At 61.8% G+C, this 12,308-nt stretch carries 13 protein-coding genes; 4 read left to right on the top strand and 9 right to left on the bottom strand.

The window, feature by feature from the left end:
- Positions 1–32 precede the first annotated feature (32 nt).
- Both HBNXHr_RS03885 and HBNXHr_RS03880 read right to left on the bottom strand, forming a co-directional pair.
- Positions 33–494, bottom strand: a complete 462-nt coding sequence (locus HBNXHr_RS03885; protein WP_275883250.1) for a PIN domain-containing protein — start codon at positions 492–494, stop codon at positions 33–35.
- A gap of 3 nt (positions 495–497) precedes the next feature.
- The gene (locus tag HBNXHr_RS03880; protein WP_275883249.1) at positions 498–842 is read right to left on the bottom strand and encodes an HTH domain-containing protein; all 345 of its coding nucleotides are present in this window, start codon (positions 840–842) and stop codon (positions 498–500) included.
- A gap of 226 nt (positions 843–1,068) precedes the next feature.
- Between HBNXHr_RS03880 and HBNXHr_RS03875 the strand changes: the two genes are divergently transcribed.
- Positions 1,069–1,740, top strand: coding sequence for a ThuA domain-containing protein (locus HBNXHr_RS03875; RefSeq protein ID WP_275883248.1), 672 nt, complete (start codon positions 1,069–1,071; stop codon positions 1,738–1,740).
- A gap of 11 nt (positions 1,741–1,751) precedes the next feature.
- On the opposite strand, the gene rpiA is transcribed toward HBNXHr_RS03875, so the two are convergent.
- Positions 1,752–2,438: a ribose-5-phosphate isomerase RpiA gene (gene rpiA / locus HBNXHr_RS03870; RefSeq protein ID WP_275739656.1), complete on the bottom strand. Its 687-nt coding sequence runs from the start codon at positions 2,436–2,438 to the stop codon at positions 1,752–1,754.
- A gap of 148 nt (positions 2,439–2,586) precedes the next feature.
- Between rpiA and HBNXHr_RS03865 the strand changes: the two genes are divergently transcribed.
- Both HBNXHr_RS03865 and rpe read left to right on the top strand, forming a co-directional pair.
- Positions 2,587–4,524: a methyl-accepting chemotaxis protein gene (locus tag HBNXHr_RS03865; RefSeq protein ID WP_275883247.1), complete on the top strand. Its 1,938-nt coding sequence runs from the start codon at positions 2,587–2,589 to the stop codon at positions 4,522–4,524.
- 58 nt (positions 4,525–4,582) lie between these two features.
- Positions 4,583–5,233 (top strand): ribulose-phosphate 3-epimerase, encoded by a 651-nt coding sequence (rpe, locus tag HBNXHr_RS03860; RefSeq protein WP_275739653.1) that lies wholly within the window; start codon positions 4,583–4,585, stop codon positions 5,231–5,233.
- A gap of 28 nt (positions 5,234–5,261) precedes the next feature.
- Here the strand turns inward: rpe and prs are convergent, their stop codons facing one another.
- The 3 genes from prs to HBNXHr_RS03845 all read right to left on the bottom strand — a co-directional run bounded on the left by prs (position 5,262) and on the right by HBNXHr_RS03845 (position 7,934).
- Positions 5,262–6,104: a ribose-phosphate diphosphokinase gene (gene prs / locus HBNXHr_RS03855; RefSeq protein WP_275739650.1), complete on the bottom strand. Its 843-nt coding sequence runs from the start codon at positions 6,102–6,104 to the stop codon at positions 5,262–5,264.
- A gap of 78 nt (positions 6,105–6,182) precedes the next feature.
- On the bottom strand, positions 6,183–7,550 hold the full coding sequence (locus HBNXHr_RS03850) for a dihydrolipoyl dehydrogenase (RefSeq protein ID WP_275883246.1): 1,368 nt from the start codon (positions 7,548–7,550) through the stop codon (positions 6,183–6,185).
- Complete coding sequence (locus HBNXHr_RS03845; RefSeq protein WP_275883245.1) at positions 7,551–7,934, bottom strand: helix-turn-helix domain-containing protein; 384 nt, start codon at positions 7,932–7,934, stop codon at positions 7,551–7,553.
- A 193-nt stretch (positions 7,935–8,127) separates the two neighbouring features.
- On the opposite strand from HBNXHr_RS03845, the gene HBNXHr_RS03840 reads away from it, so the two are divergent.
- Positions 8,128–8,358, top strand: a complete 231-nt coding sequence (locus HBNXHr_RS03840) for a hypothetical protein (RefSeq protein WP_275883244.1) — start codon at positions 8,128–8,130, stop codon at positions 8,356–8,358.
- Positions 8,359–8,747: 389 nt separating this feature from the next.
- Here HBNXHr_RS03840 and HBNXHr_RS03835 read toward each other — a convergent pair whose 3' ends face one another.
- The 3 genes from HBNXHr_RS03835 to HBNXHr_RS03825 all read right to left on the bottom strand — a co-directional run bounded on the left by HBNXHr_RS03835 (position 8,748) and on the right by HBNXHr_RS03825 (position 12,221).
- A complete protein-coding gene (locus tag HBNXHr_RS03835) occupies positions 8,748–9,749 on the bottom strand; it encodes a transposase (RefSeq protein WP_275883243.1) in 1,002 nt (333 codons plus the stop codon).
- Between the two features lie 65 nt (positions 9,750–9,814).
- Positions 9,815–10,504, bottom strand: coding sequence for a hypothetical protein (locus HBNXHr_RS03830; RefSeq protein ID WP_275883242.1), 690 nt, complete (start codon positions 10,502–10,504; stop codon positions 9,815–9,817).
- Positions 10,505–10,889: 385 nt separating this feature from the next.
- Positions 10,890–12,221, bottom strand: a complete 1,332-nt coding sequence (locus tag HBNXHr_RS03825) for a sulfatase-like hydrolase/transferase (RefSeq protein WP_275883241.1) — start codon at positions 12,219–12,221, stop codon at positions 10,890–10,892.
- Positions 12,222–12,308 lie beyond the last annotated feature (87 nt).

Here is a 12,308-nt window from a genome sequence, read left to right as displayed (position 1 = left end):
ATTTAAGCTTGCGTCGGTTCCCGGTGAATGGCTCACAGTCCCTCGCCGGTGTCGTCGGGAACGGCCGTGAAGTCAAGCGTTCGGAAGTGATCAGGATCGAACGTGAACACGTGCTCGATATCTCGATCGGCAGCCAGCACACCGCTCATGTGGTCCGTGAGTGAGATCTCGTGATCGACGTAGCGTGCGAACTCCTCGCAGGCCCGGTCGAAGTCCGCCCGGCCCGGCTGGATGACGGTCGTCGGTGACTCGCGAACGCGCTCGAGCGCGGCGGTCGCAGCGTCGTGGTCCCGATGGCTGAGGATGAGTGTCGCCAGTTCGTCGAGGACGTAGGTCGACGTATACAGCGGCCGATACGCAACCTCCCCGGTGCCGATCGCTTCGAACACCGCCGTGGCACGATCGTGCCGTTGTGCTGTCCCTACGAACCGGGCGTAAAACGCACCGGTGTCGATGAAAAGCGGTATCGCGCCCGGAGCAACAGTCCGCGACACGTCTCAGCCCTCGCTGTAGAGAACGTCGTCGATCTCGGTCTCGTCGACCGGGTCGTCAGGAGAAAGCAATGGCTCGCCGCTGAACAGCGGATCGTCCGCCGGGAAATCGTGCGCTGATGCATTGTCGTCCGGGATCCACCACACACGGCTCCGCCCACCGACCTTTTTGCTCGTGATGTGGCCACGCTCCGCCAGCTCGTGGAGCCGGTCGAGCACTGTCCGCCGCGAGCAGTTGAGATCGTCCGAAATCTCCGGGGCGGTAAGCGGCTCGCTATCGTCAGCACGATCGCGGAAGACTTCGAGTACGTCCTCGGCGACGACTTCCGGATTCGGGCCTGGTTTCCCCATATCCAACCCTACGCACGTAGGAATGAAAAATCTTTCTCGGACGGATTGGCCAAAGAGTAGCTGACATGGCAGCCTACAGTCAGACACTATCAACACACAGGTAGGTATAGTTAGCTTGCAATACATTCTATGAACACAACCCCCACACGACCGGCGTTTCTTTGTGCGTGCCGAACGAACGTGGCCGGCAGACGATGACTGTACACGATCACACGGGGGCAGAGCAATGACCCAAAATCTGCAGGCACTCCTCCTCGGCGGCACGGCGTTCCCGTTCCACGACATCGAGGAACTCGGTCCGCACATCGAGTCGGCGCTTTCGGCCGAAGGCATCGACGCCGAGACCACGACCGACCGCGAGGAACTCGCAACGTTGCCCGACAGCGACTACGACATCCTGATCGACTACACGACCGACAGCAAGATGACCGACGCCCAGCTGTCAGGGTTGCTCGAGTTCGTCGAGAGCGGCGGTGGGTACGCTGGCGTCCACGGCGCGGCGGCGCTTGAGACCACTGTGCCCGCAGACCCCGACGACGTCGTCGGGGAGCGCGAGGAGCCAAACCCCGAACTCGAGGCACTCATCGGCGGGCGATTCATCCAGCATCCCGAGCCGGAGGTCTTCGACGTCCGGATCGTCGACTCCCACCACCCGATCACAATCAACCGCGAGGACTTCCAGGCTTACGACGAACCCTACGAGGTCGTCACCGGCGACGTGCGCGTCCTCGCGCGGATGGACCACCCCGATCTGGGGGACATGCCGGTCGCCTGGGTGCAATCCTACGGCGACGGTCGGTCCTTTTACACCGCGCTTGGGCACTTCCGGTCGTCATTTGAAGGAGAGGCGCGGGCGCTGCTCGGGGCCGGCGTGCGGTGGGCCGGCGGCCGGGCGTAAAATCAATCAGTTCAGTACTCGAAGACGGTCACACCGTCCTCAGTCCCCATGTGAACGGCGTCGGCGTAGCCGGGGAAGATCCCGTGTTCGACCACGCTGGGGATCGTCGCGATCTCCGTCGCGAGTCCCTCGGGATCGTCGATCGCGCCGAAGTCAGCATCGAAGAGAAGATTCCCGTTGTCAGTCACCACGGGGCCGCTCTTGCGCTTGGCCCACCGGAGTTCGGGTTCGCCGCCCATCTCGCGGATGGCATTCGCGACCGTCGTCCGGGCGTCGGGGAGGACTTCGACGGGGACCACGGTGTCCAGCACGTCGGTCTCCTTGGTCGGATCGGCGACGATCTGGAGGCTGTCGGTCGCGCTGGCGACGATCTTCTCGCGGGCGTGGGCCGCGCCGCCGCCCTTGATCAGATCCGGGCCGGCGAACTGGTCCGCGCCGTCGATCGTCACGTCGATGTGGCCGTCAGTTTCGTCCAGCGTCGTGAGGTCGATCCCCTTCTCGATGGCGATCTCGCGAGCCTGAAAGGAGGTCGTCACGCCGACGATGTCCAGCCCCTCCTCGACTCGATCGCCGAGGATGCGGATGGCGTGCTCGGCCGTGGAACCGCTGCCGAGGCCGACGACGTCGCCATCGCTGACGGCTTCGACCGCACTCTCGCTTGCCCGTCGCTTGGCCGCATCGCGAGTTTCCTCGTCCATATCCGTACGTGAGGACTCCGCGTCAAATAGCTACTGTTCGCCGCTGGCGGCACCTCGGAAGAGACGAAACAGGCTCGTTTTGGCCCCCGATTTCAGAATTTGATATCTCGGAAGATGAGCTTTTCACCGGGTACGTAGGCCTACTGGTATGGAACGCACCGAACCGATCAATACCGGCGATTTTTCCCGGTTCGATGGGTTGACACGCCGAATACGGGAAGCGGTGAGATACGTGCCGAACGGGCGGTCGATACCCCAGGCGTCCTGGCGGCGTCGACACCGGAACATCGTCGTACTGATACTTGCACACGTCCCCTTCCTGTTTCTGCTTGGAACGTACGAGGGGACGGAATCGGTCGTGACCGGCGCGACGATCCCGGCGATCCCGGTGACACACGTCCTGGCCGAACTCGCGATCGTGGTCGCCCTCGCCCTGGCGGCGGCAATCCCACGACTCCCCCGGCGGGCACGGACCGCGCTGGCGACGACGGGACTGTTGTCGACATCGGTCGTGCTGGTCCACCTTTCCGGCGGGTTCATCGAGGCGCACTTTCACTTCTTCGTCGGGATGGCCGTCGTCGCGGTCTACGAGGACTGGCTGCCGTTCGGGCTTGGAATCGGGTACGTCGTGCTTACCCACGGCGTCTTCGGCATGATAAACCCGAGTCGCGTCTACAACCATACCGCCGCGATAAACAACCCCTGGGCGTGGGGGTTCATCCATGGGATCTTCGTTCTGGCGCTGGCCATCGCACTGATGTCTCAATGGTACTCGACTGAGCGCTCCCGCGAGGAGGCCCGCGCACAACTTCGGGAAGCCCGGGAGAAGAGCCGGGAGATCGAGGATCTCGAAGCCAAACAGGCCGAAATCGAGGAGGCACGGGCAGAGGCCCAGGAGATGAAGGCCGAGGCCCAGGCCCGCCAGGCTGAAATCGAGCGAGCAAACCAGCGTCTCGAAGCGACGGCCGACGCCTACAGCGCCACGATTCGACAGGCTGCCGACGGCGACCTCACGGCCCGACTCGACACCGACGTCGAGAACGAGGCTATGGCCCAGATCGCCACCGCGTTCAACGGGATGGTGACGGAGACGGCCACGGCGATGGCGGAACTCCAGTCCTTCGCCGAGGCCGTCGCCGAGGCGAGCGCTGACGCGACCGCCGGGACGGATGAAGCCGCGAGCGCGAGCGCGGAGGTAAGCGACGCAGTCACGGAGATCGCGAGCGCGACGGCCGATCAGCGGGAGATGCTCGACGCGCTCTCCGGGGAACTGTCGAACCTCTCGGCGGGCGTCGAGGAGGTGGCAGCCTCGGCCGAAGCGGTCGCCGAGCGCTCACACGAGACGGCTCGCATCGCCGACGAAGGCGAACAGACGGCCCAGGGGGCGATCGAGGACGCCCGACAGGCCCGGGACGCGATCGACTCTACCGTCCGGAACGTCGAATCCCTCGACGATCGAATGGCCGAAATCGGGGAGATCGTCGAACTAATCGGCGACATCGCCGAGCGGACGAACATGCTGGCGCTGAACGCCAACATAGAGGCAGCCCGGGCGTCCGGCGACGGGAACAGCGGCGACGGGTTCGCCGTGGTTGCCGACGAGGTCAAGAGTCTGGCCGAGCAGACCCAGGCATCGGCGGGCGACATCGAGTCGCTCATCACGGCAGTCAAGACAGAAACCGAACGGACCGTCGAGGAGGCGCGGACGGCCGAACAGTACGTCCTCGAAGCGGTCGAGGCCGTCGAGACAGTGGCCGAGGCGTTCGGACAGGTCGCGACCAACGCCGAGGAGACCGACGAGGGGATCCAGGAAATCAGCGCGACGACCGACGACCAGGCCACGAGCACCGAATCCGCCGTCTCGGCGATCGAGGATGTCGCCGACGGCAGCCGGACGGTCGCGGCCGAAAGCGAAAGTGCCTCGGCAGCGGCCCAACAGCAGACCGCGTCGATGTCCCAGATCAACACCACCGTCGAATCGCTCAGCGATCGCGCCGCTCGGCTCCAGGCACTGCTATCGAACTTCGAAGTCCCCGATGGCGGTGGCGAACGGAATAGGCCGGCCGACGGTGGACGTATGGAATAGGGCTCGTCCGCCGAGGCGAGGCGACGAGTTGATACGACTCCGTTCTGAACTGACCGGTATGTGTCGCATCGCACCGTCGATCCTCGCAGCGGACTTCGCTGATCTCTACGGCGACGTCAGCGACGTCGAGTCGGCCGAGATCCTCCATCTCGATGTCATGGACGGCCACTTCGTGCCGAACATCTCCTTTGGCCCGCCGGTGATCAGTTCGCTCCGGGACCGGACTGATCTCTACTTCGACACTCATCTGATGATCGAGCACCCGGGTGAGTACGTCGAAGCGTTTCAGGACGCCGGTGCTGACCGGCTTACCGTCCACGTCGAAAGCGAGGACGATCCGGGAGCGGTCATCGAGTCGATCCACGACCACGGCATGGACGCCGGGATCGCACTGAATCCCGACACCGACGTCGAGGCAGTCGAGCCGTACCTCGACGACGTCGAAGTCGTCCTCGTGATGAGCGTCCAGCCAGGCTTCGGCGGCCAGTCGTTCATGCCGGAGACGCTCGACCGGATCGAGCGACTCGACGCGATGGGGGCCCCCGAGATCGAGGTCGATGGCGGTGTGAACAGTGAGACGGGACCCCAGTGCGTCGAGAGCGGGGTGGACACGCTCGTCATCGGGTCGTCGCTGTTCGGCCAGTCGGACGTGGCAGGGGCGCTCGCGGATCTGAGAGAAAGCGTCGGCATCGAGGCCAAGTCGCAGTAGCAGGAACGGTCGGGAAAACAGCAACAGCTTACAGCACGTCGGCGATCGGCGGCGCGGCGCTGACGCGGCTGATCGAACGGTCGATCGTGTCGGTCGCGTACAGCGACTTGACGCCGGCTCGCGAGAGCTTGCTCAGGGCATTGTCGACCAGCAGCGGGTGGACACAGGAGACGTACACGTGGTTGGTGTCCTGCTTGCTGATGAGCCGGACGGCCTCGCTCATCGTGCCGCCGGTCGCAATCATGTCGTCGACGAGGACGACATCACGGTCGGTGAAGTCCTTGTCCTCGGCGCTCATCTCGACTTCGGTCGCGGAATGGCGGATCTTCTCGAAGTTGTCGACGTGTCCCTCGCCGTATGTCTCCTGGACGGACTCGGCGAGCCAGACCGCGTCCTCGTCGGGGCCGAGGAAGACGGGATCGGAGAGATCATCGGGCAGGGGCTCGGCGAGTTGGGGGGCCGCGTCGATCGGCTCGGCCGGAACGTCAAAGTAATCCAGTACGGAGACGTTGTGCGGGTTGACCGAGTAGACGCGATCCGTGCTCGGGCTGAGGGCCTTCGCGATGGCCCGAACCGAGACCGCCTCGCCGGGGTTGAACAGCTTGTCCTGGCGGGAATAGCCCATGTAGCCGATGACCGTAACGATCTCGTCGGGATCGCGCTGGACGGCCCGCTCCTGGAGTTCCAGGAGTTCGAGGTGGGCCTGACTCGACGTCGTCGAGCCGACGATGACGACTCGCTCGTCGTCGCCGACGGTGACGTCCTCGGCCGCCTCGACGCTCCCGTCGAAGGCCAGATCGACCAGTGGCTCCCCAAGGATGTTCGAGACTTCCATCGCGATGGGCTGGGCAGTCGACGTCCCCGTGATCATGTATCCCTCCTTCGTCAGAGGTGAATAAGACACTTCGGTCTTCGCTCGCCCCGGATGAACGGTGGGAGTTACACACCGTCAGGTATCCAACGCGTCCCGGAAGGCGGACTCGACAGCCTTGTTCAGCGTCGGATGTGCGTGAATGGTGTCCGTGATATCGCTGACGTGTCCTGACCCTGCCCGCATCGCCACGAGCACCTCGTGGATCATCGTCGAGACTTCCTCGCCGAGCATGTGACAGCCCAGGATCTCGCCGTCGGGAGTGGCGAGCACCTTCACGAACCCTTCCTCCAGTTTCTTCGCCCGTCCCATGGGAGTGTCGGGCAGAGCCTGCCGACCGACGACATACGGGTGATCAGCTGTCTTGAGTTCGGCTTCCGTCGCGCCGACGCCGGCGATCTGTGGTTCGGTGAACACAGCGTGGGGCAGCGCAGAGAGGTCGATCTCCCGGCCGGTGTCATGGACCACGTTGTCGATTACCACGCGGGTCTCGTAATCGCCGGAATGTTTGAACATCGCGTTGCCGGCGATGTCGCCCTGCGCCCAGACGTTTTCGGCGGTAGTTTCGAGGCGTTCATCCGTCACGACAAAGCCCCGGTTGTCGGTCTCGATGCCGGCCGAGGCGACGTCGAGCGAGTCGGTGTTCGGCCGCCGACCGGCAGCCACGAGCACGTCCTCGCCGGAACATTCGATGACGTCATCATCCCCGGACTCGGCAAAGACTCGGACGCCCTCACCGAGCGGCTCGATCGCTGTGGCGCGATAGCCCGTGTGTACATCGTGACGCTCTCTGGCGATTTCCGTAAACGTCTCGCGCACCTCGGGATCCACACGGCCGAGGAGCATCTCGCCGCTCTCGATGATCGTCACGCCGGTCCCCACTGTCTCGAAGAAGTGGCCCAGTTCCACGGCGATGTATCCACCGCCGATGATCACCAGGCTCTCGGGTTGGTCGTCGAGATACAGCGCCTCGCGGCTCGTGAGATAATCCACGTTTCCGAGGCCATCGATCGGTGGAATGAACGGGCGGCTCCCGGCCGCGACGACCACGTTCTCCCCACTGACGTGCTCGTCATCGACCAGGATGGTCCGCTCGTCGACGAAGACGGCTTCGTCCTGATACAGCGTGAGATCGTCTTTCTCGCGGTAGTCGGCTTCCATGCCTTCGGCGAGTCCGGACAGTGTCTCGTCCATGTCGGAGACGATGGCCGAGAAATCCACATCATCCAAGGAGGCATCGAGGAAGAATCGGTCAGCCTCCCGTACTTCCTGGGCAGCGTTTGCGGCCTGAATGAGCATCTTCGAGGGGTTGCACCCCCGGTTCAGACAGGTCCCGCCCAGTGGCCCCTTCTCGACCAGGGCCGTGTCGAGTCCGGCGTCGGCCGCGGCCGCCGCGACGTTGTTCCCCGTCCCGCCACCGATGACCAGCACGTCGTAGTGAGCCATTCAGTCGGCCTCCTCTCGGTCGAACGCGGCGTCCCACTGGAGGAGTGCCGCGACGGCGGGTGCTAACGCTTCGCCGCGATCGGTCACGGAGTACTCGACGGGGACGGGTTGGTCGCTGACGATTTCACGGGCGACGAGACGTTGGTCTTCCAGAGCGAACGGACTCTCCGATGACATTTTCGAAGACACCCCGTCGAGAGCGTGCTTCAGCGCACTGAAACCTATCGGCCCATCCAAAAGGGAGTGATAGACGATTCGGAGGTACCACTTCCGGCCAGTGATCCCCTGAATCGTATCGAACGCCTCTCCGGGGTCGAAAATGCGCGGCGGATTCGCCATCGCGTGTTCGAGAACCCTCGTTGCTGTCTGCGTGTCGAAACTCATGATCTATCAACACGTTATACCGGAGACATATTTAAGCTGTCCCGGGCAAGCACGGGGAGTCCAGATCACCAACAGATTCAACTACGAGGTCCGTGGGAACGATACACTCAGCCGCGGCGTGACTGAGAGAAAGTACCAGTCGAAGCCCCAATGCAAAAGATACGTCCTGCTGAAACCCCCGGTGTGCCTGCCGATGTCGAAGACATCGTCGAACACGGACCGACTGGGTCTCGACGTTGTCAAGTCCCACGCGGGCGAGACCCTGCAGGCAATCGTGATCTACGACGAGACGCGCCATCGCGACGTCTACCGCCGGGATGACGTCGAGTCCCGCCACGGCTCGGACCTGGTGACGGATGTCCTCGAAGACATCCGGTCGGATCGAAGACGCCGGCGAGTCCGGACGCCAGCAGCGCCTGGTTGAGCAGCACGATCGCCGCGTAGCCGATCATCAGCGGCCCGCTGGCCGTCCCGAGTCGGTCGGCGAGATCCGTCAGCAGGACGGTGCCGTGAACGAGGACGACGAGGCCGAGACCGAGTATCAGCCAGCCACTGAGCACCATTTCGCTTGCCGAACTGGCACTCCACAGCGAATAGAGTCCGGTGGGAAAGGCTGTCACAGGAAGGTAACCGACCGGATGTGCCGAGAGGGGACGGGATGTCAGGAAACGCTGGCCATACACGAAAGAGATGCAGTAACAGTACCTCCGAATTGGACTCGATAATTGCATGAGAACCAATGAAATAAATCCCGTCCCTGCGGCACCCCGCGGTTTCCATTCTTTCATCGTGAATCTACATTTACAGATATAACTATTCTGTCAGGTCGTCCAGTTCGAAGGCTTCGTCTCGAATCGCGTGGAGTACGTCGTCCGCGGTGACAGGCCGCCGCTCGACGAGCCCGTATCGGTCACGAAGCTCCAGGTTCACGACCACCCAGATGTTGTAGAACAACTGCGCGAGGTTGAAGTGGAACGCCCGAACGCGTCCTTTTGGTGACTTCGTCGGCGCGTAGAACTTGTGCTTGAACTGGCGGAACTGGGTCTCCACACCCCAGCGGTTCCGGAACTCCCGCGCCAGCTTCTCCCGGTCCGCCGTCACCGGGTCGATGTCCGTCACGAAGGCCACCCAGCGACCGTACTTTCTGTCCTCTTCGTCGGTGTTCTCGTCGTATCGCGGCGCTCGCTTCTCCGAGGAGCGGATGAAGATGCTCGCCCCCTGCTTGAGATCGCCCATTTCGTAGTCTTCGAGGATGCCCCAGTCTACGTCCCACTCTTCCAGCCCGTCGATTACGTTCTTCACCGCGCTCACTTTCCGCGATTTGATGAGGAACTCGGTGTCTGTCTCCCGGAGTGCCGTCACGTGCATTCCGCCGTAGAAGCCCTTGTCGAGATACGCGCGCTCGATGTCCACGTCCAGCTGGTCGTCGGAGAAGTAGTGGATTCCCTTCACACGCTGGAGAATCGTCCGCAGGATACGGTCTTGGTCGGTGCGGTTCTTCAGGTGGTGGGCTGCGAGGCTCAGGCTGGCTTCGTTGCCGACGACGCCGATGGTCGTGAAATGAAATGAGTGGGCGTAATTGCGTGAGGGCTTCGTGCCGTCTACGAAGTTGTTCGACTTATCGCCGAACCACGGAATACCGGTCGTATCCAGGCCGACCTCGCTCGCATTCTCGAAATGCCCCATCGAGCGCGCTTCTTCAAGGAGTTCGGCGTTCACGCGGAGGAAGCGGTCAAACCACTCCTCGGCGTTTCGCTTGCGGACGTAATGGTACAGGTTGTCCGCGCCGGTCCCGCGGGACTCGTAGATGTTCATGTGGGTGAAGGTATCCGAGCCGTTCTCGGGGAATGCGCCCTCCAGGGCAAGGTGGGCGAGGAAGCTTACGATGGACGGGACGTGTACGTTGTCCGGGTCGGATCACGCCCAAAGGCGATGTGCGGAAGCGTCTTTTCGAGCAGGCCGTGGGCGATCTCCATGTAGTCCTGCTTACCGAATTTGAAGAGGTGTTCTTCGGCCCCATCGGGGAGCTCGAAGCCAGTCCACTTGGCGTGGTTGACCAGCTTTCGGGCTTCCGTCTTCAGCGCGGCCATCGCCTCGTCGTCGAGGCGCGGGTTGTTGCTGTCCGTGTCGGCGTACGCGCGCCAGAACGTCGAGGTTCGGGGTACGTCCTCTACGCTATCGAACCCGGCCATCTGCGCGACGTCCTCTCGGCCTTTGAGGTAGAACTCCAGTTTCTCGTCGCTCGGAAGGTTGCGTGCCTCCTTGAGCGAGAGCGACCAGATGACCGGCGAGAAGTCGATACTCCGGTGGTCACCGGCGTACGGGTCGTCGTCTTCGCTGGTTGGATCGAGGTTGGCGGTGAGAACAAAGCGGTCAAAGTCCTCCAGCGGGCCGCCGTTCAGGATCTGATTCATCCACGCGACGGGTGGGTTCTCTACGTCGCGGGCCTTCCAGTCGTCGATGGTGGCGGGTTCGCCGTTGTGGATTTCATCGTAGACACCGCCGAGAACATCAGGATTGAGGTCGGAGGGGTCGGCGATAGGAAGTCCATCATCGTCGCCGTCTGTCATTTCCCAGGATTATGATGGTTGGCCGTCTTTAAAATGTCGGTCACTCTTCTGCGGAACAGAACACGCACTGCCGATTCGGGGCGAAGCTGATACTGGTGAACGTTCGACCACGCTCGGGGCAGGAGCCGTCGTGTGGATTCTCGACCGATTCTACGCGGCACATATACTCACGGATCGTTCTCGGCAAATCCACTGTTTTGCTCGTTCCCGTCAACGACAGGACTACGTAGAAATATCAGGAACCCTATATAATTCAATATATTAGTCAAATAACACACTATTTAGTGGCCGTGTTGTCTTGCAGTTCTGCTGAAAGACACAGCCGTTGTCCTAAAATAAGTTCACTCAGATTATTGAATAGTAGAGGTCCATTTGGGTATTGATATTAACGGTATCCAAGTGCTTCGAGCCGATTCTGGACCATCGCAGATGTCTTGGTCTGGGTACCAAAATCATCCCAGGCATTCGGGAGTTGATCGCGGAGGGTAGTAGTACGGTCGTCGTCGAGGGTGCCGAACGTCTCCCCGTTGTCAAGAGTTGCGCCGAGAGTGATTCCGTCAGTTTTGGAGTGAATCACCTTTTCACCGTCACAATAGATGGCCTTACGTTCGGTGCCATAACGGGTAGCCTCACACAGGGCCGCTCTATCAGAAGCGACGCCTGAGAACCAATTTTCGCCCGGAAAACTGGGTTCGTCGATTCCCAGTCCCGCACAAACCGTTCGGGGGAGGTCACAACCGCTAAGATAGCCACCGGCGAAATCGATGGTTCGATCAGGATGAGCGAGAGCAATGGGGACTCGTGCCACTTCGTCGTAGGGCGTCCCGCCGTGTCCGACGCCGTAGTTGGGACGGGAGTCGGTAAACTGGCGGTCGCGTTCATGGTGTTCCCACATGGCCTCGCCATGATCGCCGGTGACAACGATCAGCGTATCCTCACGGCAGTCAGCGATAAGCGGTCGAAGCGTGTCGCTTACATAATCTAGGGCGGCACAATAAAGGCGGAGACGCTGCTCACGCCAGTCTTCGGGGGCCGAGTCGTAGTCGTCGGTGTATTTTCCCAAGGAGTGGAGACCGTTGAGGGTTGTGTCAACATTCCGGGCGTTGATGTACGTCTCTGGCGGTTCGATCGGAGCGTGAAGGTCGCCCAACTGGAGGGACGCGTACGTACGATTTCGGTTTGCTCGCCAGTCACGGTAGTCGTTGATAACCCGCTCGGCGTCCACGTCCCCGTAGACACGGTGGAACTGGAACCAGCCTTGGAGGGCGAGAAAAGGCATGATGAACGCCGCACCGAGATAAGTGTCGTACCCAGATTGTTCAATTACATGTGGCAAGGTTGAGGAACCATCGTATTGAGCAGGCATGGCGTAGTGGTCATCGTCGGGGTGGGTGTGGGCGACCGCGCCGTGCTCATGTGGTTCAAGTCCCGTCTGCATTGAAGTCACTGAGGGAAACGTCCATGTCCCTGGGGCGACCGCTCTGTCGAAATCCAGCGGGAGATCCGGGGCGGTATCAGGACGGAGGGCATCAATCACAACAATCAGCACATGATCTGGGGCCGTTGGGTCTGGGTCGGGATTGATCGAATCTTCGGGGGAGTGGGCACGGTTCGCCTGTATCGAGAGATACCGATAGTAGAGAGGTCCAAAGACAGTCGTGAGATCGATCGGGGCAAGATTCTGGGCACGAGTAGCGAGCCCTGTGATGGTAGGCATGAGGGATAGGTTGTACTTCCTCACAAATAAATAGATATGCGTCTCTCCTACACCTGTTATGGGTCTTGAGTTGGTCCTTAATCGGGA

It is taken from the genome of Halorhabdus sp. BNX81 (genome assembly GCF_029229925.1).
GTDB lineage: Archaea > Halobacteriota > Halobacteria > Halobacteriales > Haloarculaceae > Halorhabdus.
Note: the sequence above shows the minus strand (reverse complement) of the source record. Positions and strands in the feature narration are given on the sequence as shown.

What these genes read in the sequence shown, in the direction of transcription:
- HBNXHr_RS03880 (WP_275883249.1), bottom strand. Translation starts at nt 842, where the DNA reads ATGGGGAAACCAGGCCCGAATCCGGAAGTCGTCGCCGAGGACGTACTC.
- HBNXHr_RS03875 (WP_275883248.1), top strand. Translation starts at nt 1,069, where the DNA reads ATGACCCAAAATCTGCAGGCACTCCTCCTCGGCGGCACGGCGTTCCCG.
- rpiA (WP_275739656.1), bottom strand. Translation starts at nt 2,438, where the DNA reads ATGGACGAGGAAACTCGCGATGCGGCCAAGCGACGGGCAAGCGAGAGT.
- HBNXHr_RS03865 (WP_275883247.1), top strand. Translation starts at nt 2,587, where the DNA reads ATGGAACGCACCGAACCGATCAATACCGGCGATTTTTCCCGGTTCGAT.
- rpe (WP_275739653.1), top strand. Translation starts at nt 4,583, where the DNA reads ATGTGTCGCATCGCACCGTCGATCCTCGCAGCGGACTTCGCTGATCTC.
- prs (WP_275739650.1), bottom strand. Translation starts at nt 6,104, where the DNA reads ATGATCACGGGGACGTCGACTGCCCAGCCCATCGCGATGGAAGTCTCG.
- HBNXHr_RS03850 (WP_275883246.1), bottom strand. Translation starts at nt 7,550, where the DNA reads ATGGCTCACTACGACGTGCTGGTCATCGGTGGCGGGACGGGGAACAAC.
- HBNXHr_RS03845 (WP_275883245.1), bottom strand. Translation starts at nt 7,934, where the DNA reads ATGAGTTTCGACACGCAGACAGCAACGAGGGTTCTCGAACACGCGATG.
- HBNXHr_RS03840 (WP_275883244.1), top strand. Translation starts at nt 8,128, where the DNA reads ATGTCGAAGACATCGTCGAACACGGACCGACTGGGTCTCGACGTTGTC.
- HBNXHr_RS03835 (WP_275883243.1), bottom strand. Translation starts at nt 9,749, where the DNA reads ATGAACATCTACGAGTCCCGCGGGACCGGCGCGGACAACCTGTACCAT.
- HBNXHr_RS03830 (WP_275883242.1), bottom strand. Translation starts at nt 10,504, where the DNA reads ATGACAGACGGCGACGATGATGGACTTCCTATCGCCGACCCCTCCGAC.
- HBNXHr_RS03825 (WP_275883241.1), bottom strand. Translation starts at nt 12,221, where the DNA reads ATGCCTACCATCACAGGGCTCGCTACTCGTGCCCAGAATCTTGCCCCG.